The sequence below is a fragment of the Cellulophaga sp. 20_2_10 genome (assembly GCF_023476645.1).
Classification (GTDB): Bacteria; Bacteroidota; Bacteroidia; order Flavobacteriales; family Flavobacteriaceae; genus Cellulophaga.
The window spans coordinates 1-26,412 of record NZ_JAMCOJ010000016.1; the positions used below are offsets into that span (position 1 = coordinate 1).

The 26,412-nt window shown below is 31.5% G+C and carries 17 protein-coding genes; 3 read left to right on the forward strand and 14 right to left on the reverse strand.

Translation table 11 applies throughout. From position 1 onward, the window contains the following. Window positions 1–95: 95 nt before the first annotated feature. From M4I21_RS17485 to M4I21_RS17545, 13 genes are all read right to left on the reverse strand, one after another. Window positions 96–1,331 (reverse strand): T9SS type A sorting domain-containing protein, encoded by a 1,236-nt coding sequence (locus M4I21_RS17485; protein ID WP_166382894.1) that lies wholly within the window; start codon window positions 1,329–1,331, stop codon window positions 96–98. Window positions 1,332–1,567: 236 nt separating this feature from the next. Next, window positions 1,568–4,048, reverse strand: a complete 2,481-nt coding sequence (locus M4I21_RS17490) for a glycoside hydrolase family 2 protein (RefSeq protein ID WP_249560531.1) — start codon at window positions 4,046–4,048, stop codon at window positions 1,568–1,570. Window positions 4,049–4,068: 20 nt separating this feature from the next. After that, window positions 4,069–5,349 (reverse strand): cadherin-like domain-containing protein, encoded by a 1,281-nt coding sequence (locus tag M4I21_RS17495; protein WP_249560533.1) that lies wholly within the window; start codon window positions 5,347–5,349, stop codon window positions 4,069–4,071. A gap of 5 nt (window positions 5,350–5,354) precedes the next feature. Further along, window positions 5,355–7,568, reverse strand: a complete 2,214-nt coding sequence (locus M4I21_RS17500; protein WP_249560535.1) for a beta-agarase — start codon at window positions 7,566–7,568, stop codon at window positions 5,355–5,357. Window positions 7,569–7,604: 36 nt separating this feature from the next. After that, window positions 7,605–8,972, reverse strand: coding sequence for a family 43 glycosylhydrolase (locus M4I21_RS17505; protein WP_166382888.1), 1,368 nt, complete (start codon window positions 8,970–8,972; stop codon window positions 7,605–7,607). A 27-nt stretch (window positions 8,973–8,999) separates the two neighbouring features. Further along, window positions 9,000–10,634: a sugar porter family MFS transporter gene (locus M4I21_RS17510; RefSeq protein ID WP_283771809.1), complete on the reverse strand. Its 1,635-nt coding sequence runs from the start codon at window positions 10,632–10,634 to the stop codon at window positions 9,000–9,002. After that, window positions 10,589–11,707 (reverse strand): glycoside hydrolase family 117 protein, encoded by a 1,119-nt coding sequence (locus M4I21_RS17515; RefSeq protein ID WP_208889874.1) that lies wholly within the window; start codon window positions 11,705–11,707, stop codon window positions 10,589–10,591. The genes M4I21_RS17510 and M4I21_RS17515 overlap by 46 nt, the downstream gene beginning before the upstream one ends. Before the next feature lie 15 nt (window positions 11,708–11,722). After that, entirely contained in the window at window positions 11,723–12,769 is a 1,047-nt protein-coding gene (locus M4I21_RS17520) for an aldose epimerase family protein (RefSeq protein ID WP_249560539.1), read from the reverse strand. Window positions 12,770–12,791: 22 nt separating this feature from the next. Continuing rightward, the gene (locus tag M4I21_RS17525) at window positions 12,792–13,886 is read right to left on the reverse strand and encodes a mandelate racemase/muconate lactonizing enzyme family protein (RefSeq protein WP_249560541.1); all 1,095 of its coding nucleotides are present in this window, start codon (window positions 13,884–13,886) and stop codon (window positions 12,792–12,794) included. Between the two features lie 69 nt (window positions 13,887–13,955). Next, on the reverse strand, window positions 13,956–14,750 hold the full coding sequence (locus M4I21_RS17530; protein WP_249560543.1) for a gluconate 5-dehydrogenase: 795 nt from the start codon (window positions 14,748–14,750) through the stop codon (window positions 13,956–13,958). A gap of 35 nt (window positions 14,751–14,785) precedes the next feature. Next, window positions 14,786–15,802, reverse strand: coding sequence for a zinc-dependent alcohol dehydrogenase (locus M4I21_RS17535; RefSeq protein WP_208889877.1), 1,017 nt, complete (start codon window positions 15,800–15,802; stop codon window positions 14,786–14,788). Between the two features lie 206 nt (window positions 15,803–16,008). Then, a complete protein-coding gene (locus tag M4I21_RS17540; protein WP_249560545.1) occupies window positions 16,009–17,634 on the reverse strand; it encodes a tetratricopeptide repeat protein in 1,626 nt (541 codons plus the stop codon). 202 nt (window positions 17,635–17,836) lie between these two features. Further along, window positions 17,837–18,217: a hypothetical protein gene (locus M4I21_RS17545; protein ID WP_249560546.1), complete on the reverse strand. Its 381-nt coding sequence runs from the start codon at window positions 18,215–18,217 to the stop codon at window positions 17,837–17,839. On the opposite strand from M4I21_RS17545, the gene M4I21_RS17550 reads away from it, so the two are divergent. The 3 genes from M4I21_RS17550 to M4I21_RS17560 all read left to right on the forward strand — a co-directional run bounded on the left by M4I21_RS17550 (window position 18,216) and on the right by M4I21_RS17560 (window position 24,173). Continuing rightward, entirely contained in the window at window positions 18,216–21,770 is a 3,555-nt protein-coding gene (locus M4I21_RS17550) for an Ig-like domain-containing protein (protein WP_249560547.1), read from the forward strand. The two genes, M4I21_RS17545 and M4I21_RS17550, sit on opposite strands and share 2 nt — an antisense overlap. Before the next feature lie 78 nt (window positions 21,771–21,848). Further along, window positions 21,849–23,975, forward strand: a complete 2,127-nt coding sequence (locus tag M4I21_RS17555; RefSeq protein WP_249560548.1) for a T9SS type A sorting domain-containing protein — start codon at window positions 21,849–21,851, stop codon at window positions 23,973–23,975. Between the two features lie 27 nt (window positions 23,976–24,002). Then, window positions 24,003–24,173, forward strand: coding sequence for a hypothetical protein (locus M4I21_RS17560; RefSeq protein ID WP_203394986.1), 171 nt, complete (start codon window positions 24,003–24,005; stop codon window positions 24,171–24,173). A 78-nt stretch (window positions 24,174–24,251) separates the two neighbouring features. On the opposite strand, the gene bglX is transcribed toward M4I21_RS17560, so the two are convergent. After that, window positions 24,252–26,345 (reverse strand): beta-glucosidase BglX, encoded by a 2,094-nt coding sequence (bglX, locus tag M4I21_RS17565; protein WP_249560549.1) that lies wholly within the window; start codon window positions 26,343–26,345, stop codon window positions 24,252–24,254. Between the last annotated feature and the right edge of the window lie 67 nt (window positions 26,346–26,412).

The window sequence follows — 26,412 nt, forward strand, 5'->3', positions numbered from 1 at the left end:
ATATTTCATAAAACAATTGAAAGAATGGTAGTTGCCAAACCAGTTTATCAAAATCAAATAAAACAGAAGCTAAACGTATAACTCAATAAATAAATTTAGTTTTTTAGAATTTTTTGTCTACTAGTAGATCCATCTTGAGCAGAAATTTCTAAGAAATAAATTCCTTTCGTTAACTTTTGTAAATCAAAATTAACAGCGGCATCATTAAAATTCTTTGAACAGATTAGCTTACCTCTTACATCAAAACAATCTATCTTATTAATTAATTGACTAGCATTAATTTGTATTAATTTAGAGGTAGGATTTGGGTAAATATTTACTTTAAAATTATTTTTTACATCCTTTACAGATAAACTACTAGTTGGTTTATAGGCTCTAATCCAATCAATCTTAAATGTATTATTTTCTATGTTTGATAGCTCCGAATTTGTAGGAACAACAGACTTTTCGTTTGCTTTTCTCCATCCTTGTTCTTCAACAGTTATCATAATATCCATTGCTTTAGATAGCCCTGTTCTAGTATCATTGCTTGAGTCCCCTTGATTTACTGAATTAGTAAAAAACAAAGGATCTATTTGATCTTTTCCTTCCCTTTTAGATACTTGAACACCATCTATAAAATGGTAAATATGCCAAGGGTCTTTCCAATAAACTCCATAGGTGTGATATGAATCTTTCCACTTAATATTTCCATTTCCGTCGTTTCTTCTTATCCAAGTTGGGTTTGGAGCTGGATTTCCATTTCCAGATGCTAGTTCACTTGGTTGCCAATCTTTAAAAGGTGATCTTATAAAGACGTGATGACTTACATGCATTCTTTCTCCCCACCAAGAAAGATCTTCTTGTGCACTATCTGAATATGTAGCGCCATAGCCTTCCATAAAATCTATTTCTTGTGTATCGTCTGGGCTTAATAACCAAGCTCCATTTGCTAAAACAGAGTTCATTATTTTAATTTTCGCTTCAATATAAACAGGATATTGAATTGTATTATTAGAATGGATCGCACCTGCATTAACACTACTACTTAAATATCTAGTAGCTGTTAATTTTAGTTCACCTCCATTAACTGATGAATGTTGTCTAGTCCATACTGTAGAACCAGGACCTGTCCAAACATTATGATAGAAATCATCCCACTTACTTTTAAAAGTAGTTCCTTTATTTGCAGCAGGTGCTGTATAATTAAAATCGTCAGAAACATTAGATTGTAACACCCAAGTATCTCCTCCATCTAATGTTACAGGAACTGCAATTCCGTTCCAATCTTGGCTTGCTAAATTTGAAATACTAAACAAACAGATTAATATTAATAATGTATTTTTCATCATACTCTTTATGTTTTCAGCTAAACTAATTAATATTGTAATTAAAAGTTACTTTTTTAACTGAACTAAAACTTGACAAGCTAAATACTTCAACAAAAACTGCATAAAACTCACTAAAAATCAATACCTAAGACCTTTACAACTATTTTTAATTTTAGGGAAATTAGAGAAAAAAAAAAGAGATAACTCAATATAAAATTGAATTATCCCTTTTAAAATTATAAAATAAGCTTTACTTTTTACTCAAAACCTCTTGCAATTGGCATTTTTTGATCCGCTTCTGGAACTCCATCTTCACCACCTAAACTAGGGTAATATCTAAAGTAACTAGCCCAACCAAATTTTTCCTTCGTTTCAAAAGCTTCTAAACCAATAGCTCTTAATTCTTTTCTATCTTTTTCTTTATCTGCTACTAATAACATATAGTCATTTTCAGAAATAGAATTTCCATCTGCATCAACAAGAGAAATTTCTGTATAGAATTTATCTCCTATTACTCCTGGAACTTTACAGGAAACATCAACAAATTTCCCTGAACTATCTCCTCCAATTTCAGAAATATCAAACGTTTCTACTTTGAATACAGATTTATTATTATCCAAGTATTTGATAGTAACTTTACAGTCTTTAAATGATTTATAATAATCATTTACAACCCATAATTCTCCTTTAAATTCTTCTCCTGGTAACCAACGTCTATTATTGTGTTTCATCGTAACTAAAACAGGTTGATATGCTTTTCTCACATAGTCAAAAGATAATTTTTTCTCTTGATAATAATCTACAATTCCCCATTTCATATCTGGAGCAAAAGTGATATAGTGACAAATACAAACAGCACTTGTTTTAGGTTTTCTCGTTCTAAAATGCTCTAATGCATATTGAAAAATAACCCCTTGTGAAATTTGAGTAGCTTCAACAAATTTTTCTAAACCATCTCTACTTTGATCTCCTAAAACTTCAAAATTTAAAGTTCTTAGTGCATCAAAATCTGTCCAATGGTGTCCCCAACTTGGTCCTGGAGGCCAAACCTCATCTACAGGAATAAACTTCTTAATACTTTCAACATTCGGACAAGAAGAAATTGCTAATTCAGGAATTACTGCAAAATCTAAACTAGGGAAATATTCTTCCATTACAAACTCTCCTTCACCATAAAATAAATCATTCGCGTGGAAACTTTCGTTTGGTTTAAAACCTAAATTTAAACCAACCTCATCACTTAAAGGTGAAGAAGGTATAAAATGTAAAGGTGTATAAGGTTTAATAGCCTCACCAAGTGCATTTACAAATTCTAAATTGTGTTCTGGGTCTGAAGCTGTCATAAACAATTCTTCTGAACCTTCTAATAACACTAAACAAGGATGATTACGTTGAGCTTTTACAGATGAAATAGCTTCTGCAAAAACAGCTTGTTTAAATTCTTCATCTTTTGGTAAAGACAAACTTGCTAATGGTAAAACATCTTGCCAAACTGTAATACCTGCTTCATTACATAATTTGTAGAATAAAGGAATTTCTTCTGGATGCCATCCAAATATTCTTAAGTTATTAAAGTTACACTCTTTTGCTAAACGAATTAACTCTACATATTTACTTGGATGTGCACGGCCCATAAAAATATCTGGTGGTCCTCCCCAAGTTCCTGAACGCATAAAATGACGTCTGTCATTAATCATAACTGTCCAAGGATTTTCTACCTGTTCTAAAGTAAACCCAGGATTGTGTACCATTTTTACTTCACGAATTCCAAAAGAAGTATCTGTTGTATCTAATAAAGTATCTTCACCTTCAATAACAGTAACTTTAGCATTATATAAGTTTTGATCTCCTAAATCCCAAGGCCACCAAAGTTTTGCATCATCAATATCTAAACTGATTTCATAGTTATTAGTTCCTTTAGAAACTTTAACTTTTTGCTGAACTCGATACGTTTTAGATTCAAAATTTTCACCTTCAACTTCAATGTTAATAGCTACTTCTCTTTCAGCATCTTCATGATTTTTTAACTCAATTTCTACATCTAAACGAGCAGAATCTTCAGTTAATATAACCGGTTTTACATACGTATCTTCAATAGTAACCTTACCTGTTGCTTCTAAATAAACTGGTTTCCAAATTCCTGTTGGAGGTAAACTTACCCAATAATCTCCATGCCACGCAGGTTTACGTCCTGCAACTTGACTATATCTTCTTGGTGCTGGATGTAAACGAACCATTAAAACATTGGTTCCGAAACGCAAGTTTTCGAAACGAATATCTTCTGATACATCAAACTTAAATTTTGAAAACATTCCTTCATGAGAACCTAAAAATTTTCCATTCAACCAAACATCGCATCCAAAATCTACACCATCAAAAACCAATTGAATGTGTTTGTCAAACATGGTTTTAGGTACATCGAACTGACGTTTGTACCACCATTCATTTTCTGGAACCCATTTTGCTTTTACACTATTTCTTCCAAAATGCGGATCCTCTATTCTACCTGCTCTCCATAAATCTGTATACACATCTCCAGGAACTTTCGCAAAAGACCAATTAAATGAATCTCCTGTAATATCAAAGTTTAACTCATGAAAACCAACTTTAACACCTTCGTCTGGCCTTATACCTTCAAATTGCCATTTGTTTCCACTTAAATCAAAAACAACTTTTTCGTTAGACTCTTTGCCTTGTTCAGCTAAGTAGTCTCTTTCTTCTTGACTAATATTCTTCATTTATCTCTATTTTTATATTCTTATTTATCTTCTAATTTCCATGTTCTTACCCAATCAATTCTCATGGTATTAATTGTATCATCACCTAAATCTGATTTAGGAGGAAGACCACCTAGATAGTTTCCTTCATTCGTCCATAAATCAAATATTATTTCTAAATCACGCGTAAATTCACGACCTGCATATGTTTGTCCCCCTCTATCTTCACCTACTACAACACTTCCAGCAGGTTCTCCATTTAAGTAAAATTGAATGTGTTTAGCATCTTTCCACCAAACTCCGAAAGTTTGATATGCTTCATTCCATTTTACTCCTTTTAAAGGATTATTATTTGATACATTGGTGTTTATAAAATTGTCTTCATCTCTAATTTCCACTGGAGATTTACTTGCATCAGCATGAAAATATTGCGAATTCATTCTTGTTGGAAATTCAGGTTGACAACCATTGCAAGAAGGTTTTGAGTTGTTCTCGATAATATCAATTTCATCTCTGTTATTAATATCACCATTATTTAACCAATATGTATTGTAGGCAGAAATGTGAGAAGATTTTATTCTAGCTTCTGTGTACATAGGATATTTAGTTTCAGCTATAGAATGAATTCTTGCTGTTTGAAACCATCTCCCATCAGGGTTACTTTCATTTAAAGTTGCTTTTAACCACAATTTACCGTCTGTAACTCCTGAGTTTTGTATAGACTGAGACATGTAAACGGGAGCAGGATAATTCCAAGTAGATTTAAACCATTTACTGCTATCCCAAGAATCAAATTCATCAGACATCGATTCAAACTTTACCCATTTTTTATCTGTTGGAGTTGTATCTTCAATAGAAACAAATGAAGGAAGACTTGGATCAATATTACTAAAAGCACTAGCACTTGGTGCAAATTTTGTTACAGTTATTGCAACCGATGCAGAATCTACATCACCATCAACATCTGTTATATTATATGCAAAACTGTCATCTCCAAAATAATCAGCATTAGGGATATATTCAAAAACACCATCACTTACTTCAGTTATAGTACCATTAGTTGGATCAGTTTTTATACTATAATTATCAGTACCTCCACCATCATTTCCTAAATGATCATTTGAAGCTACATTTACTTGATTTGAAGTCCCAGAGCTACTATTTTCATCAACACTTAAAGTGTCATCAACTGCTGATGGTGTATCGTTTATTTCTTGTGGTTCTTCGGGCTCTGTTGAGCTACTTCCGCAAGCAACTATAACTATCGTAGTTATCAATAAAATAATTAAATTTGTTTTTATATATCGTTTTTTTAATCTCATGGTTTTTATTTTTTTGATAATGATTGATTAGAATTCTTGTTTTCTAAATTGTTATTCTTTCTATATTTATACATTGAATACGTCGTTTCTTTCACTTTTTCTATAAAATCTGCATGCGGATTATCAGTAATATCAATAAAACCTACATTATAATTTTCACCATCAAAACGTCCAGTATTTGGTTCATCTATATATTGAAACCAGTGAGCACCTACAATGTTTGGATGTTTTAAAGCTCCTTGAATATAACTCTTAAACATTTCTCCTCTTTCTGTTTGATCTTTTGCAGCTTTAATTCCTACATGAAGACTTCCTCTATCTAAAGCACCAAATTGAAACTCACCAATCATAACTGGTTTATCAACTCCTTTTGGTAACGAAAAATCTGCAATGCTATATTCGTATTTATTAAAACTCATAATGTCTAAATAAATACCTGCAGCAGTTAGAACAACATCATTATTAGCCCAAGCAAATCGGCAACCTAAATAGTTTTGATTTGGAGCAACCGCTTTTAACTCTTCATTAATAGTTCTAAAATAAGTTTCTGCTATTTTCTTATAAAAATTGACTAAATCTGATTTTGCAAATTTCTCATTTGGAGTCTCTGTTGATGATAACATTTGGTCCCATGATTTATAAGAAGATTTCCATACAGTATTTAAAGCAGAAACGCTTTTGTATTTATTTTTTAAATCGTTGATAAATTCAATTTTTGCTGGTTGAATTGCTGGACTTTTTAAAGTTCCTACCGCTAATGAACCTAACTGTCCCCAAGATAATTCGTTATCAACAAAATACCCTAAACACCAAGGATCGTTAGCACCTTCTTTTTGAGATTCTACAGAATTTCTAACAGCTATTCTAAAATTAGGATCAAAAACATCATGAAACTTACCCCAGAAACCTTCTGAACCTTCAATTTTTGGTGTATTTTTTATCCAAATAGAACCTACGTAAGCTGTTCTTTTTTGTCTAGTTGCTCCAAAATCAGACATGAAACCTATGGTATTCATCCCCCAATCTTTTATTCTTTTATGAGCAACATCTTGAAATGATTTTAACCAATCATCACCATATTTTTTATATAAATTATTCTGATAAAAGTTAAACGTTTTATATGGTCTCTTATCTTTATAAAAACCATGGGTTGCATAATCTACTTCTTGATAAAACTGAGCAGAAGAATCGTCTTTTTTTGGTAAATATTCAAAATAATTTTCTCGGTGAGAAACACCTGTAAAAACGGACTTTGAAGCTACACAGTTTAAACCTGCTGTCCAAAACAAATACCCTTCCGGGTCTACCATCCACCATTTTCCATCTACTTTTTCTGTTCTAAAAAAACCAGATCCTTTTAATTTTGGTCCATTTGCCCAACCACCAAAAGTGGATCTTTCAGTTGGTCCTTTACTGTTATTTAAATATGCTAATTCTGCCTTAGCAAATTCTTTAATTTCTTTATCAGAATGAATTTTATTTTTCCAATCTTGGTGTTTATATTGTCCAAATTGATCTATGAAAGGTAAAAATCCATCAGGGCTTTTTTCTTCATATTTCCCAACAGCTCTAACATTATCAATTGTAAAATTATTAGGGTCTTTATTGTATCTAGAACAAAAAGTTAACTCAGTAACTTTGGTTAAATCTGCTTTAATTTGTCCAGGAACTCCACGTAAACCATTAATTTTTATTTGTGGTTTAAAAATCCAAGGAGTCCAAGCTAAATTAACAGTGATTGTTTTACTTTCTCCAGGTTTTAAATCGATATAATCTGAACAATACCATCTTAACAACCCATCAGGATCATTACCAACAAAAAGTTCTACTTGCATTTTTTCATCACCCACATTAGAAACATCCGCTTTTACTTGATAGTAACTTGATAAATCCCAAGGTTTGCCTTCAGGACTCATTAACTTCACACCTGTTTCTCTTATGGTGTTTCCGTTGTTAACCTGTAAATGATTGCTTTTCCCTGATGAAATAATTTCGAAAGTTGCATCTTGAGGTTTTACTAATTGAGTTTGAGTTTCATTCTCAAAGTCAAATAAAACCATACCATCTTCATTTGTAGAATCATTTTGTGAAATATTACTTTTAGAAGAATTACAACTCATGAAGTTAAAGTTTATAATCAACCCAATTACTATAATCAGTTGCCATTTATTCTTTTGAAGAATATCCATTGAAGTTTTTATTTTAGTTAATTTCTTCATTTTTTATCGTTTTTATTAGAGCAGTTCTTTTATTTTTTAAAATACAGAAATATTTTTAATTTCCCATGTGCCACTATCTGCATTACAAGCAGGTTGCACTGCCATTTGCATTAACCTAGCATTAACTTCTTTAAAATCTAAAAGGTTAATAATGTATGTTACATATTCTGTACTATTTGACTTTATTGGGATTGTAATCCATTCTTGTTTTTCCCAATCAATTGATTTTGTACCTGAAGTCCAAAAACTGGCATCTTCATTTCTAGAATAGATAGCTACTTTCATTTCGGTTGCAGCACTATTATTTTTGATTGTATAAGAAATTTTATTACAAACTCTCGTATCTGTATATAACCAAGGCGCACTTTCTATAATTGCTTTTTTGCCTGATAAATTACCAGTAAGTATTCCTTTTTCTTTTAAATTTACTGTTGTACCTTGTAATGATTTCCAACCCATTGTACTGTTTTCAAACTTCCAGTTTCTTCCAGGACCGGGATACATTCTATCATCCTTAGGGATAATTACAGTTCCATCTTCATTAAAGAACACAGGTTTTAGACTTGCTCCGCGATAAAAAGCACTGATGTCATGATTTTCTTGTAACACATACCATTGCTGGTCTTTCCATTGAAAAAAACTTGTATGACCCCCTGCTAAGAAAGCTCCTTTAAAATTGTATGGACCATATAATTTTTTAGACATTGCATATTTGTTCCCATAAACTAAATAATACCAATCTCCTCTTTTAAATAACGTTGGTTTATCATCTGTAGAAATTTCTTTTCCTGTTGCATCAATAACAGAAATAGAAGTTGGTTTACTTTCTAAAGACTTCATATTTTTAGATAATGTGGCCATGTAATAGGTGTTCACTCCAAAACAAATAGTGTAGACATCGTTTTCTATATATATTTCTGGGTCATATGGATTGACAGGTACAATTCCTTTTGGTAATAAAGGTTTTCCTAATAAATCTTTGTATTCTCCATCTATTTTATCTGATACCATAACACCAGTATCTATATTTCGATTTGAAAAAAACCAATAATATTTTCCATCTCGTTCACAAATATCACCTGCCCAACAATTTGGTTGATCACCAATATAAGTTTGAGTAGGTAGAATACTTTTATGGAAATTCCAATTTATTAAATCTGCGGATGACCAAATTTCCCATCTATCCATTGGAAAAGCACTTTTTGCATCCCAGGATTTATCATGACCAGCAATTATAAAAACGGTATCATTTTTAACCCAAGCATGAGGATCTGCCATACCATGTTCTGGTACAATTATATCTACTTTTAAAGCATTTGGATTAACGCCTACAAATAGTTGCTTTTCTTGTTTACAAGAAAGCAATATTATAACACAAATAAGTAAAGTTGATATATTTTTCATTTTATTAATCTTTAGCTAAATACATAATTATTTAACTAACATTTCTTCTAATTCTTCCAAAGATTTTCCTTTAGTTTCAGGTACTTTTAACCAAATAAAGACGAAACCTATCACTGCAAATATTCCGAAAAGTAAAAATGTACCTGCATTACCCAGCGATGCTAATTCCCAAGGAAATAACAATTGAACTAAAAAGCCAACACCAAGATTTATAAACCCAACAAATGCAATAGCAATACCTCTAATCTTAGTTGGAAATAACTCTGAAAATAGCACCCACATTACTGGACCTATAGACATTGCAAATGCCCCAACGAATCCTATAATTCCGATAAGAATTAAAAGCGTATTCATTTTGGCAGAAGCTGTAACAAGGGTAGACTCATGTATTCTTGCACTTTCTTCACCTAAAGTTGAAACTATTGCAGCTTTAAAGTCAAGATCGTTTTCAAATACTTTATCTTGAAGTTGCACAATTTGGTCATGATTAATTTCTTTTGGAAGATTTGCTATTGCTTCTTGTGAAAGCGTATAAGTAGCATCATTAAATCCATAACTTAATAAAAATAAACAAATAGAGATCCCTGCCATTCCAATAATTAACAAAGGTTTTCTTCCAAATTTATCAATAACTAGCATCGCTACTATTGTAAAACCTAGGTTTGTTACACCTACTAAAGCAGCCTGTATAAAGGATGCATCTGTACCAATACCTGTTTGTTCAAAAATCATTGGGGCATAAAACAAAACAGCATTAATACCAACTATTTGTTGAAAAACACCAACAATTATTCCTATGATAATTACTTTACGCATTGATTTTTTAAACAAATCACTAACCTTAGATTTTGCTTTATTCTTATCTTCATGAATATTTTGTTCCACTGCATTCATTTGTAAAACTGCTTCTTCTTCAGAAACCACCTTTTTCATGATTGTTAAAGCCTCTTCTTTCTCATTTTGAGTCATTAACCACCTTGGACTTTTGGGTACCAAATTTAACCCTAAGTAATAAAAAATTGCAGGAACAGCTTCTAAACCTAACATCCATCTCCAATTCCATTTATCAAAACCTAACGTTTTAGTCCATTCTGCATCAGAGTTTCCCCATTTAAGAATTAAATAGTTTGTAAAAAATGCGATAGAAATACCCAATACAATGTTTAGTTGATTGAAAGAAACTAATTGACCTCTTTTTTCTGGAGGCGCAACTTCAGCAATATACATTGGTGCTATAATTAATGCTGCACCAACAGCAAAACCACCAATCATTCTAAAAATAATTAACCAAAAGAAATTCCCTGCTAAGGCAGAACCCACAGCAGAAATTGTAAATAATATGGCTGCAAATTTTAAAATTCTTCTTCGTCCATGTTTATCACTCATTGGGCCAGCAATTAGCATTCCAACTGCTGCTGTTAAAGTAATTGAACTTACTGCCCAACCTAATTGAAGTTTTGTTAAATTGAATTCTGGTTCAATAAATTTTACGACTCCAGAAATTACTGAAGCATCAAAACCTAATAAAAACCCACCCAAAGCAACAATAGCTGCAATTTTTATTACAAAGAATTTTTTAGTTGACATATTTTTAGTTTTAGTTAATTCGTTTTTTACTATGTTATTTTTTCTCCTTTTGCAGTATGATGTGTCATTTCCCAAGTTGTAAACCTTTGGATATATTGATAATCATCATTCATATATTTATGTGTTAAACCCCAACGTAAAATATGAGTAGGATGAACTTCTTGATTTACAGATCTGTTTAAACCTATTGCATGAGGAGCTCCTTTTATAACACTTTTAATTTCAAAATTAATGCCATCTGGAGACCATTGAACTGTGTTTTTTTCTGGTCCATCTGTAGTAATTAAAGATGCAATTCCGTCATTATATTTCCAAACACAAATTTCATGTCCGCTATTTGAAATAGGATTGTATTCCGATTTCACATAAGGTCCTTTTGGGTTATCAGCAATAGCAACTCCATGTCTTATTTGTCTTCCTCCAAATGTGATAGCTTCACCCATTTGTTCTCCTTTGTAATACAAATAGAATTTACCTTTAAAAGGTATAATACAAGGGTCATGTACTTTATGACTATCAAAATCTCCTTTTTTCTCTACTGCAAATCTATTTTGAGTTTCACCTTTCCAAACACCATTATCAGCAGGTTTTAAGATTGGTTCCTCACTTTTTTGCCAAGGACCATAAGGTTTATTTGACCAAGCCAAACCAACTTCATTTTTTATACGAACTGTATAATCTCCTGTTATAGTTTGATATGATAAATAAAACATACCTTCATGCTCCATAACTTCTGGTGTAAAAACAGAACGATTATCATAAGTTCCAGATTCACCTCTTTCTACAGCTAAACCTTCTTCTTTCCAGGTAATACCATCATAAGAAGTTGCGTACCAAATATCACATCTATCCCAAGGAAAAACTTTGTCTTCAGCAATGTTCCCTCCAAATCCTTGAGTTGGCCCAATACTTCTGCTGTACCAAACAAAATATTTTCCTTCAAACTTTATAATAGCACTAGGATCTCTTCTTACCACTCCTTCTTCATAAGCTAAATCACCTTTCAAATCTTCAATCTGATAATCAAAAAACCAATCTTTACCCAAATCTGTTGGCCATTTTAAAGCTCTTTTACTTGCTGCGCTTAACTTACCTTTATTAGTAATTCCTAAGAAATCTTGCTGCTCGTCTGTTATTTCGATACTCATATTTAAATTTTATTCTTAATATTTAAACTTATAAACAGTTGCACTTTTATATTCTTCTCCTTTTTTTGTTATCGATTTTGGTGAATTTTTAATATTTGGACCATTTGGATATCTCTGTGTTTCAAAACAAAAACCGCTATATTTTCCAAATTTCTGACCATTTTCTCTTTCTAATTTGTCTGAAGTATACGTTCCTGTATAAAATAGTACACCAGGTTCTGTTGTTGATATTTCTAACGATCTACCACTTTCTTCACATAAAAATTTAGCTACTTTTTTTAATTGAAAATCACTCTTATTAAAAATGTAATAATGAGCAAACCCATCATTCATTTTTTTATGTATTTCCTTAATTTTTTTAGGGCTTCTTAAATCATCAACTTCATTATCTAGGTGTACAATTTTATCTAGAGCTGAACCTGTTTCATCCATTGCTAACTTTTTGTTTGCCAAAATTGTAGCCTCATGATTTTCTATTGATTTATTAAAACCTGATAAATTAAAATATGTATGATTCGTTATTGCTAAGGGAGTATCTTCATCAGGAACTGCATTATATTCTATACAAAGTTCATTTGCATTTGTTAAAGTAAAAACCACTTTAATAATTACATTACCTGGAAATCCTTCTTCAAGATTTGCACTAACTAAAGACATCTCAACACTTGCTTCATTATTATTGTCTACAATTTTAGCATCCCATATTTTTTTATCAAAACCTTCAACACCTCCATGTAAATTATTGTTACCACAATTAGTCGCCAATTGATAAGTTAATCCGTTTAGATTAAATTTAGAATCTTTAATTTGTGCACAATATCTTCCAACAGTACTTCCAAAATATGGAGCGTTTGTTTTATATTCCTCTAAAAAATAACTCTCAAAGTTGTTAAAACCACAAACAATATCTTCTAGCTTACCAGACTTATCTGGGGTAATTATAGAAGTAATTGTAGCTCCGTAATTGGTTATTTTAACTTCAACACCATTAGCGTTTTTTAAACAAAATAGATTTACCTCTTGCTCTTTAAAAGTTCCAAATATTGATACTGTAGTACTCATTAATATATTTTATTTAATGCTATTAATTTTGCTTATAAGGAGCTAGTTTGTCCCAATTAAATTCTACTCCAACCCCTGGTGTATTAGGTGCTACAGCTCTATAATTTTCTACCACTAAAGGTCTCATTGTATATTCATCAATAGGAAAACTATGTACTTCTAACCAACCTGCATTGGACTGAGAAGAAACTAAACTTACGTGCAATTCTTGCATTCCATGAGAACAAGCAGGTATGTTATTTTTGTCTGCTAATTTTGCTGCAGCTAACCAACCTGTAACACCTCCACAATTGGATGCGTCTGGTTGTACAAATGCTAGTTTAGATTGCTCTATAGCATATTCAAATTCATGAATAGTATGTAAGTTTTCTCCCATTGCTAAAGGAAAACCTGTTGCATTAACGATCTCTGCATATCCTTTGTAGTTATCAGGAATTGTAGGCTCCTCAAACCAAGTAATATTATATTTTTTAAAACCTTCAATTGCTTTAATTGCTTTTTCTACACTCATAGAATAATTAGCATCTACCATAAAAGTAACATCTGGACCAATAAATTCTCTTACTGCTTTTATACGATCTAAATCTTCTTGTAAATTTTCTCTACCAATTTTAATTTTTACTGCATTAAAACCATTTGCTAAATAAGTTTTCATGTTTCCTAGTAATTTCTCTAATGGAAACATTAAATCAATTCCACCACAATATGCTTTACAAGTATTATTTGTTCCACCTGCAACTTTCCATAAAGGTTGATTAAGTTTTTTACAACGGATATCCCACAAAGCAATATCTATTGCAGAAATTGCGAAAGAAGCAATTCCGCCACGACCTACATAATGAATGTGCCATTCTAAAAAATCGTAAATACTTTCAATATCATCACCATCTTTACCAATTAGCGCTTCTGTAAAATCGTATTCTACCATTGCTTTTATAGCACGACCACCTTTACCTCCAGTATATGTATAACCAGTTCCTTCACTACCATCTTCTAAAGTAACTGTAACGGTTACTAATTCAAAATGAAAATGGTCTCCATGTTTAGCATCAGAAAGTACTTCTGCTAAAGGAACTTTAAATAATTTGGTTTCTATCTTTGCTATTTTTGTACTCATTACATTGTTTTATGGAATAAAAAATAAACGGGTTTTTACAGCATTTATAAAAACCCGTTTTATTAAATATTAAATTTCATTCTCTCCTTTTACATAACCAAAGTTTGCAAGGATTCCTCCATCAACATATAAAACTTGTCCATTAACAAAATCTGCTGCTTTAGAAGCTAAGAATAATGAAGCATTACCTACATCTTCTGGTTCTCCCCATCTGTTTGCAGGTGTACGTGTCATTACCAAATCGTTAAATGGGTTACCGTCAATACGAATCGGTTCAGTTTGAGCAGTTGCTATATAACCAGGCCCAATTCCGTTTATTTGAACGCCATATTTTGCCCATTCACAACACATATTAGCAGTCAATAATTTTAAACCACCTTTTGCTGCTGCATATGCTGATACATTTTGACGACCATAAACGCTCATCATAGAACACATGTTTATAATTTTACCTTCTCTACGCTCAATCATTCCTGGAGCAACACGCTTCGCCATAATTAAAGGCGCAACTAAATCTACATTAAGTACTTGCTCAAAATCAGAAATTGGCATATCTAAAATTGGAATACGCTTGATAATCCCTGCATTATTAACAAGAATATCTATAGGACCTACTTCTGCTTCAATTTGACTAATTCCTTTATCTACACCTTCTTCACTACAAACATTGAAGTTAATTGTAAAAACATCAATACCTTCTTTAGCGTATTCTGCTTTACAAGATTCTAGTTTTTCATCATCAATATCGTTAACACACAGTTTAGCACCTGCTTTAGCCAAAGCTTTCCCACAAGCCATTCCAATTCCGTGAGTTCCTCCCGTTACAAGAGCGACTTTACCTGATAAATTAAATAATTCTTTCATTATATGTTTTCTTTTGTTTTTATTATTTCTTAAGGTTATAAACTACAATCCATTAGTACTTTCATTCCGTCAGGATTATTGTCTATGTTTTCAAAAACTTGTTGAATGTTACTTAAAGGCTGCACATCAGTAATCATATCGATGAAAGGCAACTCATTTGCAGTGATTAATTGGATCGATTTTTCATAATCTTCTTTTTCATAAACTCTTGCTCCAATTAATTTTAATTCTTTCCAGAAAAATTTAAATAAATCAATCGGTTTTTTCTCACCATGAATTGCAACCATCAAGATTCTTCCTCTAATACCTGCAACTTCAGTCATTACATCTAATGCGGGTTGAACTCCTGCAACTTCAAAAACAACATCTGCTAAACGTCCGTCAGTTTTTTCTCTTACATATTCCACTAAATCAATATCTATTGGACTTACAGCATCAAAACCTAATTCTTTTGCTTTGGCAATACGTTTTGGGTTTACTTCAGAAATAATTACGTTTGCTCCAACTTCTTTGGCAACCATAGCTACTAATAATCCTATTGGACCACCACCTAAAACAACTGCAGTTTCTCCTTTTACTAATCCGCTTAAGCGAACATCATGAGTAGCTACCGATAAAGGTTCTATTAATGCTGCTAATTTTAAATCGGTAGTATCTTTTAACTTGTGAAGTGTAAATGCAGGAACATTCCAATATTGTTGCATTGCTCCTGGGCTATCAATTCCAATAAATTTTAATTCCTCACAGATGTGATTAAAACCTTTGTCTGATGCTTTTACTTTTCTGTCATCTAACGGACGAACAACTACTTTTTCTCCAACTGAAAAACCACTTACACCTTCTCCCACTGCATCTATAACTCCAGACATTTCATGTCCAATAGTTTCTGGTGTATTTACACGTTTATCCATCATTCCATGATAGATATGTACATCTGTACCACAAACACCAACATAAGCTACTTTAATTCTTACTTCACCTTGTTCTGGAGCTGCGATTTCCTTGTCTATAACACTAAAGGTTTTATTACCTTCATATTGTGTTGCTTTCATCTTATTGAATTTTAAATTATTATCTTTTGTTAAGAGAATAATCTTCTTTAAAATGAATTTGATTTTTACAAATACGAATTCAACCCAAGAAAATTATTCTTAGGTTAAAAGTATATGAAACAGTTTGGAAATAAATGAAAAGAGACTTGACAAAAACTTTACTAAATGTAATTGTCAAGTTGTTCAGTTTGGTAAAAGCCTATATTCTATAGAGAATTAATGTATTCTTCTAAATTAACATTTCTTTCTAAGTTCATTTTTTTACGTATTCTATGTCTTACTGTATGCACTGATTCTACAGAAATACCTAGTAATCTTGCCATATCTTTACTAGAGAAGTTTAATTTAATTAAAGCGCAAATTTTTTGATCTCCTTGACTTAATTTAGGGAATTTAGCAAAAATAATATCATAGAATTCTTTATTTACATCTATAAAACGCATCTTAAAATCATCCCAATTTTTATTATTATTGACAGAGACACACCTTAAAACTTTATTTATTTCATGAATCTTTACTTTATCTCCACCTTCCCTTACTCTAGTTTTCAATTCTTTTAAGAACTCATCTTTCTCTATCAATTGTAATGCAGAAGTAGCTAGTTCTTTATTTTTTAAGGCGAGAAGTTCTTTTGTTTTTTCTATTTCTAATTCTTTTGTTTTTCTTATTAATTCTTTTTCTGCATGATGTTTTGCTCTTAAATGTTTAAAAAAAAAGAAACCTAATACAAGTAAGAATATTAAAGAACCGATAAGAATAATTCTTTGCAGCTTAATGATTTGATCCTCTTGCTCTAACTGCTTAAGATACTGTTCTTTAATTATTTTTTCTTGTCTTTCTTTCTCTAACCTGTAATCATCTTTTATTTCTAATAAAGACTGATTTTCCTTACTTCTACTATCAAAAAAAATACGATCTAGCTCTTTAGCTTTTTTTAAGTTTTTAAAAGCTTTTTGATAATTATTTTTTAATAAATATACGTCGGATAATTTCTCATATACTAAAGGTGTAAAATCTATATGACTTTTATATTCTTCTGAAACCTTTAATGCTTTTAAATAGTATTTTTCGCTTTTATCAACGTCACCTAAACCCTTATAAGCATCTCCCCAATACTTATAAACAAGCACCATATAAGATGGTGTATTCGTATTAAACCAAGGGTAGATGTCTTCCATTATCTTAAGAGCTTCCTTTTCTTTGTGCTCTTTAGTAAGCAGAATTGCTTTTTCAAAATCTAAATAAGATTTTGGTGTCAAAGATTCTTTTGGTCTATAATATAGATAACTTGAGTCTAAATATTTTTTTGCTAAATCTGGCTTATTCAACTCTCTGTAGGTTGCAGCAATGGAATAATAATATGAAGTTAACCTTGCTTTGTTTTTAAGACCACTAGAATCTAACATATTTTTCTGTAACCCTAATGCCTTTGTTAAAAACTCAATTGCTTTATCTTCTCTTTTATAATAACTATAAACCCTTCCTAACCGATGATAAATAACAGATTTTACTCCATTATTTTCAATATTATCCATTAACAATAATGCTTTCCAAAGTACATCATATGACTTGGCATATTTAGCACTCGTTTCAAAAACAAAACCTTCTTGAAATAATGCTTGTATAGCATTTAAGGTATCTTTAGATTGTAAATAAAGCGAGTAACTTCTCTCAAACAAGACAACAGAACTATCTGGATTAGAATTCTTTAAGCTAAATGCTTTATTATATATTTTCTTAGCTATTTTTGATTCCTCTTGCGCATAAAAATTAATAGGTTTTAATAAAACAACAATACCAATTAATAGAAGAAAAAGAGGTTTTAAATTCATAAAATCAATGTAAAATGTAAAAAAGGTTTAGTCAAAAATTACTTTTATCAAGCTAAAGATAACTTCAAGCTAAAGATAACTTATTGTTTTAAAAAAACAATAAGTTATTACTGACTTTTTAATTTTTGTTGAAAAATGAAATAAAACTTAAGTACAACACATAATGCTCAGTATGATTGTCAAGTTTTTGTCAAGTTTATTATTAATCTGATTTAAAGTAAACTAAGTTATTGTCAAGTTCACAACCGTGAAGATATTTCAATAAAAAAGTACTACTTATAATTATTGTTGCATTTACATCAAGTCTAATCGCACAAACATCAATTTCAGATTTTGAAACTGATGATATTAATAATCCTAAACCAGATTGTGACGCTACAGCAGAATGGCTTACAGACCCAAACGTACCTTTAATTTCTTTAGTCGTTAATCCTAAAAACACTGGCATTAATACAACAATGAACTCTGTTAAGTATACAGAAACTGCTAGTTCAAATAAAAACAACTCATTACAGCTTGCTTTTAATGGAAATACCACAAAAACAGGGTTTGCTTTATCTGCAAATAAGTTTTTTAAATTCATGGTATATTCTCAAAATCAAACAGATTTTGATATCACTTTACATTTAGGAAATGGAAATGTAAATCATTTTGAAATTACTAAAAGTTTTTCAACAACATTAAATACTTGGAAAGAAGTAGAGTTTGATTTCTCTGGTAATGATACAGACGCAGTAATAAATAATGATGGAGGATGGATATCTAATATAAGAATTCATTTTAACGAAGGTACAGTTGGTGCTCACGATGTTTATTTTGTAGATGAAATAGCAATGACTCCAACATCAACAGTAACTCCTGTTGTTGCAGATATTTTAACAGTTCCTGCAACTTTGCAAACATTAACTCCTATCACAACAAATTATATAGTTTCTGGTAGCTTATATAAAAGATTAGACGTTCAATTAACCTCAGCTACTAGTTATGCAAATTTCTCTTTATATGCAGATGGTAAAATTATTGCTGATAATATAGATGTTTCAGGATCTGGCACTTTTTCTTTAAATAGTATTGTAAAATTTTCTGTAACAGGTGCAACAGAATTAAAGTTAGCAGCTACAGGAAGTGATTTAATAATAGATAGTTTTAGTTTAACAGATGTTTCTAATGTAGTAATTCCTGAATATTCAGATGAAACTGCTGCTGCAGGAATTATAGATGAACCAAGTTTAAAATACGCAGGTCCAACAATTGCAGATATGGATAATGATGGTGATTATGATTTAATCTTAAATAACCATAATGATTCACCAAGTAAATTGTATTGGAATGATGGTGACGGAACATTTACAAAAAACGCTACAGATTTATCTCTTTGGACATTAATGGATTTACATGGTTCTGCAGCTGCAGACTACGATAATGATGGAGACTTAGATTTACTGATCACCTTAGGTGGTGGAAATGGATCCGCTCCTACCCCTCCTGTGTTCTACAAAAACAATAATGGTACTTTAGAAAGAAGTGATGCAGCTGTAGGAATTACAAAAGGAGCAAGAGGTCGTTCTCCTAGATGGGCAGATTTAGATTCTGATGGAGACTTAGATTTAGTACTTATAAATGCTGAAGGAATAAATGGGGATAATGGGGAACAACACATTTTCTATAGAAACAAAGGCGATGGAACTTTTGAAACTATAAATGTTGCAGGTGTTGAAGATGCAAATGGAGAAAGAATTTTATTGACAGATTTAGATAATGATCATATAGATGATATTGTAATTTTCTCTCCACTATCAATTTGGAAAGGAAATGGAGATTTCACATTTACGGATGTTTCTACAGCATGGTTACCAGCCGATTTAGTTGGTAGTTATTCTATTACATCTATGACAGATATTGACATCGATAATGATGGAGATTTAGATTTATATTTAGCGAAAGGGCAAGGCTATTTTGGAATTGCAGATAATAATGCTACCGACTTTTTACCACAAATAAAAAGGTTAGATATGAGAGTATCTGGTAGCCAAGGAACTTTACCTTTTGAATTGAAAGCAGACAACTCAATTACACTTTCTGGTTTCGAATTTGTAACGAGAAATGCTTATGCGGACGGTTATCCTGTGTTTCTAGGAAGCGCAAAGCAAGAAAACACCATAGCGGATAAAACAACTACTTTAGAAATAACACAAGCTGCTGCAGATGGTTGGCCAACTGCAAGAACGGAAAACGGTTTCTACATTGGTCATACAGGAAATGGTGTTTGGAAAATGGAATTTGTTCGTAATGCAGATATATTTTGGTCTATTCATGCTAGAATTGATGATGTAACAGAATTTACACCAACTGGTTGGATACCAAACAACAGAAACTACCAAGATGTACTATTAATGAATAACAATCAGACTTATACCAATGTTTCTGATGCTTGGAATATCCAAAAGGGAGGAAATCATTGGGGTGTAACTAAAGGAGATTTTAATAATGATAGTTTTGAAGACTTATATGTGTATCGTTTTGGGTATTTAACAAATAGAGTTTCAGATTACATGTTACTAAATACAGGACAAGGTAAATTTGAAATTACAACTTCTCATACTGCAAATAACAGAGGCGCTTCTAGTCATGGAGATATGGGGCAAGCTTTTGATTATAATCAAGATGGAAAGTTAGACATTCTAAATGGTGATGATGAATATGGTCTTTGGCATATGTATAAAAATAATATGTCTAATAGCAACAATTATGTAACTGTAAATGTTGGTTATGCTCCAAATTCTAATGTAGATCCATTAGGTGCAGAAATTACGGTAACTACAGATAATAAAACATTTAAAAGAAGAGTTGGTTCTGCTGGTGAAGCACATTCGCAAAGTTTATTAAACATTGCGCATTTTGGCTTAGGACAAGAAAATCATATTGTTAAAGTAGAAGTAAGATGGAGAGATGGTGAAATGTTAACCATTCTTGATGAAGGCGTTAATAAAATAATAGATACTAATACTGTAGATCCAACAGATATTACAATAACACCTAACCCATTAGAAGTAAGAGTTGGTGAAGATGAAGGTTTATCATTAGCTTTCTTACCAGTAAATGCAAGTCAAGATGTTACTTGGTCTTCTAGTGATGAAACAATTGCAACTGTAGATAATGAAGGTAATGTAACAGGAGTACTGGAAGGTACAGTTACAATTACGGCAACTTCTATTCCTGCAAATACCATTTCTGGTTCTGCTACTATAAATGTAGTTGCTTGGTATGGAATTAATATTGCATCTATAACAATAACTCCAGAAACTGCGGATATAGTTGGTGGACAAAAAATAACACTTACATCAGAAATTACTCCAGCAAATGCAGACGATTTAACAATAACTTGGTCTAGTTCTAACGATGTTATTGCAACTGTTAATTCAAACGGACAGGTTACCGGTGTTGCAAGTGGTACTGTTACAATAACAGCAACTACAACAGATGGAGCCAAAACCGATACATCAATAATTACAGTTACAGAAAGCGTAACTGCTTCTTTAACTTTTGATGATGCATCCAAATACACAACAACTGCATTTAGTACTGGAGGTGATTTAGTGATAACCACAAATTACCATGCAGGCTCTGGCCATAAAGTTATTGCTAAAGAATATGGTGGAATTAAATATTGGTTAAGACACCTAAATGCTGGTTGGGTTCCTCAAAATGATTATTTAGTAATAGATGCTTCTGCATTAGATACTGAATCAGGAACCTCTACAGCAACTATTTCTTTAGAAAACGCAATACCAACTGCAGATTTACCAAGTGGAGATTTCTATTGGTTATGGATAACTTTTTACTCAAGTGATGGAGACAAACATATAACCCTGCAAGCACTTAATATAAATATTGTAGAAGGCTCTTTAAATGTTATTGATATTAACAAAAATGGCTTGCTTTTATATCCAAACCCTGCAAACACCCATTTATTTGTGAATCCTGATTTAAGTAATACTTTTTTTAAAATAATTGATATTCAAGGAAGAGAAGTTTTAAAATTAAAATCAGACAATTCTGGTAGAATTGATATTAATAATCTTGCTCCTGGAATCTACTACTTAAATAACAAAACAGGAAAATTTATAAAAAAATAAATAGATAAAATACAATTCTGTTTAATAATTTCTATGAAAAAGAAAACTAAAACCAATTATTAACTAAAAACAACAAAAATGAAAAACAAATTACTTTTTTTAGGATTATTCTTCTTAATAGGAATGTCTCTAACAGCACAAACAAGTGTAGCTGATATGGAAGAGAATTCTCCAGGTGTAGATGATGTGGTTTTACAAGCATCTTGGGCAGGAGATCCAAATGCGCCTACAGCAACTAAAGTTGCTAATCTAGATGCCACCGGCATTAATACCACTGCAAATGTTATACAATTTGTAGAAACCTTAAATTCTCATAGTGATAATTCATTACAAATGGCATATACTGGTTCTACTGCAACAACTGGTTTTAATGCAAATACAAATAGGTTTCTCAAGTTTAAAATGTATTCAACCATAGCCAAAACTTTTAATTTGGATGTTGAAGTTGCGGCAAATTTTAAGTTAGAAAAAAGTGTAACACTTGCAGCAAATACTTGGACAGAACTTTTATTTGATCTTACTGGAAATAATACCAATATAACTATAGGTAATGCTAACGGATGGAACTCATACTTTAGGATACGAGTAAATGCAGGAACTGTTGGGGATGGATCTACTTATTATTTTGATGAATTTACTATAGAAGCAGCAAAATATACTTCTGTTTCAGATGGAGATTGGGCTACTGCTGCAAATTGGTCGCCAGCAAACGTGCCATTGCAAACTACAGATGATATTGATATTATTAGTAATATTTCCTACACAGGAGATCTTTCATTTAAGAAATTACTTGTTCGTAATAATAGATCACTAAATGTTACAGGAAACTTAACTGTAACAGATACCTCACAACTTTGGGGAGGAGCATCTTTGATAGTTTCTGGAACATCAACAGGAAGTTATGCATACTTTAGAACATTATCAACACCCGCTGTGGGTGACTTAGAAGGCTGGCATTTACTATCATCACCAGAATCTAACGAAACTTATGATGATACTTGGATTTCATCTTTTGGAATTGCTTCCGGAACATCAAACACAGACTATAGAGGTATTGCCCAATATAACAATTCGGTTGCTGCGAATAATTGGACTTATGCTGAAGCTCCTGTTGCAAGTACTGCTTTTGGAGAAGGTAAGGGGTATTCAATGAAGAGAACTGCTTCAGGAAATGTTCAATTTATTGGAAATATTAGAACAGCAAATATTACAGACATTGCACTTACAAAAAACACTAGTGGTTATAATTTAATTGGGAACCCATATTCATCATATGTTTCATTAAATGATTTATTTACAGCAAATAATTCTGGAGGGAACGATTTATTAGAGTCGTCTACAATTTGGATTTGGAATGCTACATCAAAAAGTTATGAAGCAAAACTAGTTCAGGGTACAAGTTTTCAAATAGCACCAGGACAAGGTTTCTTTGTAGAAGCTTCTGCAGGTGCAAGTACTTTTACGTTTAATACTTCAATGCTATCTAAACAAAGTACAGATACGTTCTTAAAATCTTCTAAAACAGGGATTCAATTAAATATTTATGAGGGAACAAACACTAGATATGCAAAAATTAATTATTTAGAGAACTCAACTACAAGTTTTGATAATGGTTCTGATGGTAAATTATTTGGTGGAGTTTCTCAACCTTTTGCTGTTTATACACAGTTAGTTTCAAATAATGAAGGAAAAAATTATCAAATTCAGTCACTACCAAATTCAGGTTTAGAATCTATGATTGTTCCTGTTGGGTTAAATGCAGCATCTGGAAAAGAAATTACCTTTTCTGCTGAAGCATTAAACTTACCTTCTGATATTAAAGTGTTTTTAGAAGATAGATTAACAAATACTTTTACAAGATTAGATGAGTTAAATTCTAATTACAAAATAACTTTAGATGAGACTTTAAACGGAATTGGAAGATTCTATTTACATACTAGATCTAGTGTATTAAGTACGAATGATGTTAGTTTAGAAAACATAAGTATTTATAAAACAAATAATTCTACTTTAAGAATTGCAGGTTTACAACAAGGAAGCTCAACTATTAAATTATTTAATATTCTTGGTAAACAAATGATGAACAAATCTTTTGATTCTAATGGAATAAAAAATATTTATTTATCAAAATTATCTGCAGGAGTATATATTGTTCAGTTAGAAACTGAATCTGGTAAATTGAACAAAAAAATAATCTTAGAATAATTACGAGAATTTTATAAACTAGACATTATGAAAAAACAAATAGAAAATAATAAAGAAGAAATTACTCGTAAGGACGCTATTAAAAAAATAGGGAATTACGGTAAATATGCAGCTTTAACTGCATTAGGAACCTATCTAATCTTAAGTCCACAAAAAGCACAAGCTGCAAGTCCTGAGGCTCCAGGAACTGGGTTTTAATGTATTAAGGATGCTAAATTTAAAAGTCTCAACTTATTCTATAAGTTGAGACTTTTTACCTTTACATAATTTAAACCTTTATTCTAACCAAAAGTCTAGTTTAGAAGTATCAGAAGAATTCTTACCAACAAAAACTTCAAACGCTCCTTCTTCAATTGTTGTTTTATAATCAAGACCTATAAACCTTAATTTATCTGAGGTAATATAAAAAGTAGCCGTTTTCGTTTCATTTGGTTTAAGTTCTAAACCTAAGAAGTCTTTTAATTCTTTTACTGGTCTTGTTACCGAACAAACTTTATCATGAATATATAATTGTACAATTTCTCTTCCGTTGTATTTTCCTTTATTAGTAACATCAACAGAAACTTTTATACTATCATTTTTATTCATTGTAGTTTTATCAAGCTTTAAATTTTTGTAAGAATAACTATTGTAACTTAATCCAAAACCAAAAGGGAATAATGGATCAGAAGTAATATCTCTATGAGTTGTTGTATATCTATTATTCTTAGGTCCTGCATTAAAAGAATGACTGGTTTTCTTATAATTATAATAAATAGGAACTTGCCCCTGATGAAAAGGAAAAGTAACCGTTAATTTCCCTGAAGGATTATAATCTCCAAACAAAATTTCAGCAACTGCTGTACCACCTGTAGTTCCTGGCATCCAAACTTGTAAAACAGCGGTAGATTTTTTTACAACATCTGTTAAAACATAAGGTCTTCCAGAAACAATTAAGGTAATAATTGGTTTTCCTGTTTTTGCAACTGCATCTAATAATTGTTGTTGCGCTCCTGGTAAAAGCAAAGATGCTGTACCTCCTCCTTCTCCACTCATCCATTCTTTTTCTCCTAAGGCTAATACTATAACATCCGCATTATTAGCAGCTCTTACAGCGTCAGCAATCATTTCTACTCCTTTTATTTCAAAATCTTCTACAATACAACCTTGAGCATAAGAAATAGTTGAGGTTTGTGGAACTCTCTTTTTAATTCCAGCAAAAATAGAAACAACATCATTTGGGTTACCTTGACTAGACCACCAACCTAATAAATCTTTTTGTGCTTTTGCAAAAGGACCAATAATTGCAATTCTTTGTTTCTTCTTTAAAAGTGGTAAAACGTTATTCTTATTTTTTAAAAGCACCATACTTTTTACAGCCATCTCTTTTGTTGCTTGTATGTTTTCTTCGGATAAAAGCTCTTTAGCTTCTCGTTCTTCATTAAAATACGCATAAGGATCTTTAAAAAGACCCGCTTTTTGTTTTAACAACAATACGTTTCTTACCGAATTATCTAAAACAGCTTCAGAAATAATTCCTTTTCTCACCATTTCTGGAAGTAAATTCACATATTTTTTAGTAGACATATCGATATCATTCCCTGCTAATAAAGACATTTTTGTAGCAATGGTATCATTTTTCGCAATTCCTGTTTTCACTAAATTACCAACCGTTTCCCAATCTGTCATTACTAAACCTTTAAATTTTAGTTCATCTCTTAAAACATCTTTCAATAAAAAATTATTTGCTACTAAAGGCACTCCATCATAAGCAGAATATGCGGTCATTACACTAGATACACCAGCATCAATTGCTGCTTTAAAAGGAGGTAAATGGGTCTCTCTTAACTCTCTTTCTGAAAAATCTAAAATATTATAATCTCTACCAGCTAAAGAAGCTCCATAACCAACAAAATGTTTTACGGTTGCTAGAATATTGCTATTTTCTTTATTAGATTCTTGAAATCCTTTTACTCTAGCTGCAGCAATTAAACTTCCTAAATAAACATCTTCTCCTGCTCCTTCTAAAATTCTTCCCCATCTAGGATCTCTTGCAATATCTACCATTGGCGCAAATGTTAAATGGATTCCTGCGGATGATGCTTCTCTTGCTGCAATCGCTGCCGATTTTCTAATTGCTGCCAAATCCCAACTAGATGCTTCTGCTAAAGGAACTGGTGCTATGGTTTTATAACCATGAATTATATCTTCTTGAAACAGCAACGGAATACCCAATCTTGAGTTTTCTACTGCAATTTTTTGCAGTTCATAATTATTTTTAACTCCTATCGATTTTTGTACATGACCAACCAATCCTTTTTTAATCCAAAGGTGAACTGAATCAGTTTTATTAAAACCTGTTGTTGGAATTAAATTTATTGAGTTAGTCATTTAGTTTCCGTATCTTATAGCTTTAAAACATTGATATATGGATAATTTTGAAGGTCAAGATATACTA

Coding starts and splice junctions, on each gene's coding strand:
- M4I21_RS17485 (WP_166382894.1), bottom strand. CDS start 1,331: ATGATGAAAAATACATTATTAATATTAATCTGTTTGTTTAGTATTTCA.
- M4I21_RS17505 (WP_166382888.1), bottom strand. CDS start 8,972: ATGAAAAATATATCAACTTTACTTATTTGTGTTATAATATTGCTTTCT.
- M4I21_RS17555 (WP_249560548.1), top strand. CDS start 21,849: ATGAAAAACAAATTACTTTTTTTAGGATTATTCTTCTTAATAGGAATG.
- M4I21_RS17495 (WP_249560533.1), bottom strand. CDS start 5,349: ATGAGATTAAAAAAACGATATATAAAAACAAATTTAATTATTTTATTG.
- M4I21_RS17545 (WP_249560546.1), bottom strand. CDS start 18,217: ATGAATTTAAAAAACTTATTTGCAGATAAAGCAAACCCTGTTTTTGTG.
- M4I21_RS17490 (WP_249560531.1), bottom strand. CDS start 4,048: ATGAAGAATATTAGTCAAGAAGAAAGAGACTACTTAGCTGAACAAGGC.
- M4I21_RS17520 (WP_249560539.1), bottom strand. CDS start 12,769: ATGAGTACTACAGTATCAATATTTGGAACTTTTAAAGAGCAAGAGGTA.
- M4I21_RS17500 (WP_249560535.1), bottom strand. CDS start 7,568: ATGAAGAAATTAACTAAAATAAAAACTTCAATGGATATTCTTCAAAAG.
- M4I21_RS17540 (WP_249560545.1), bottom strand. CDS start 17,634: ATGAATTTAAAACCTCTTTTTCTTCTATTAATTGGTATTGTTGTTTTA.
- bglX (WP_249560549.1), bottom strand. CDS start 26,345: ATGACTAACTCAATAAATTTAATTCCAACAACAGGTTTTAATAAAACT.
- M4I21_RS17560 (WP_203394986.1), top strand. CDS start 24,003: ATGAAAAAACAAATAGAAAATAATAAAGAAGAAATTACTCGTAAGGAC.
- M4I21_RS17530 (WP_249560543.1), bottom strand. CDS start 14,750: ATGAAAGAATTATTTAATTTATCAGGTAAAGTCGCTCTTGTAACGGGA.
- M4I21_RS17550 (WP_249560547.1), top strand. CDS start 18,216: ATGGTATATTCTCAAAATCAAACAGATTTTGATATCACTTTACATTTA.
- M4I21_RS17525 (WP_249560541.1), bottom strand. CDS start 13,886: ATGAGTACAAAAATAGCAAAGATAGAAACCAAATTATTTAAAGTTCCT.
- M4I21_RS17515 (WP_208889874.1), bottom strand. CDS start 11,707: ATGAGTATCGAAATAACAGACGAGCAGCAAGATTTCTTAGGAATTACT.
- M4I21_RS17535 (WP_208889877.1), bottom strand. CDS start 15,802: ATGAAAGCAACACAATATGAAGGTAATAAAACCTTTAGTGTTATAGAC.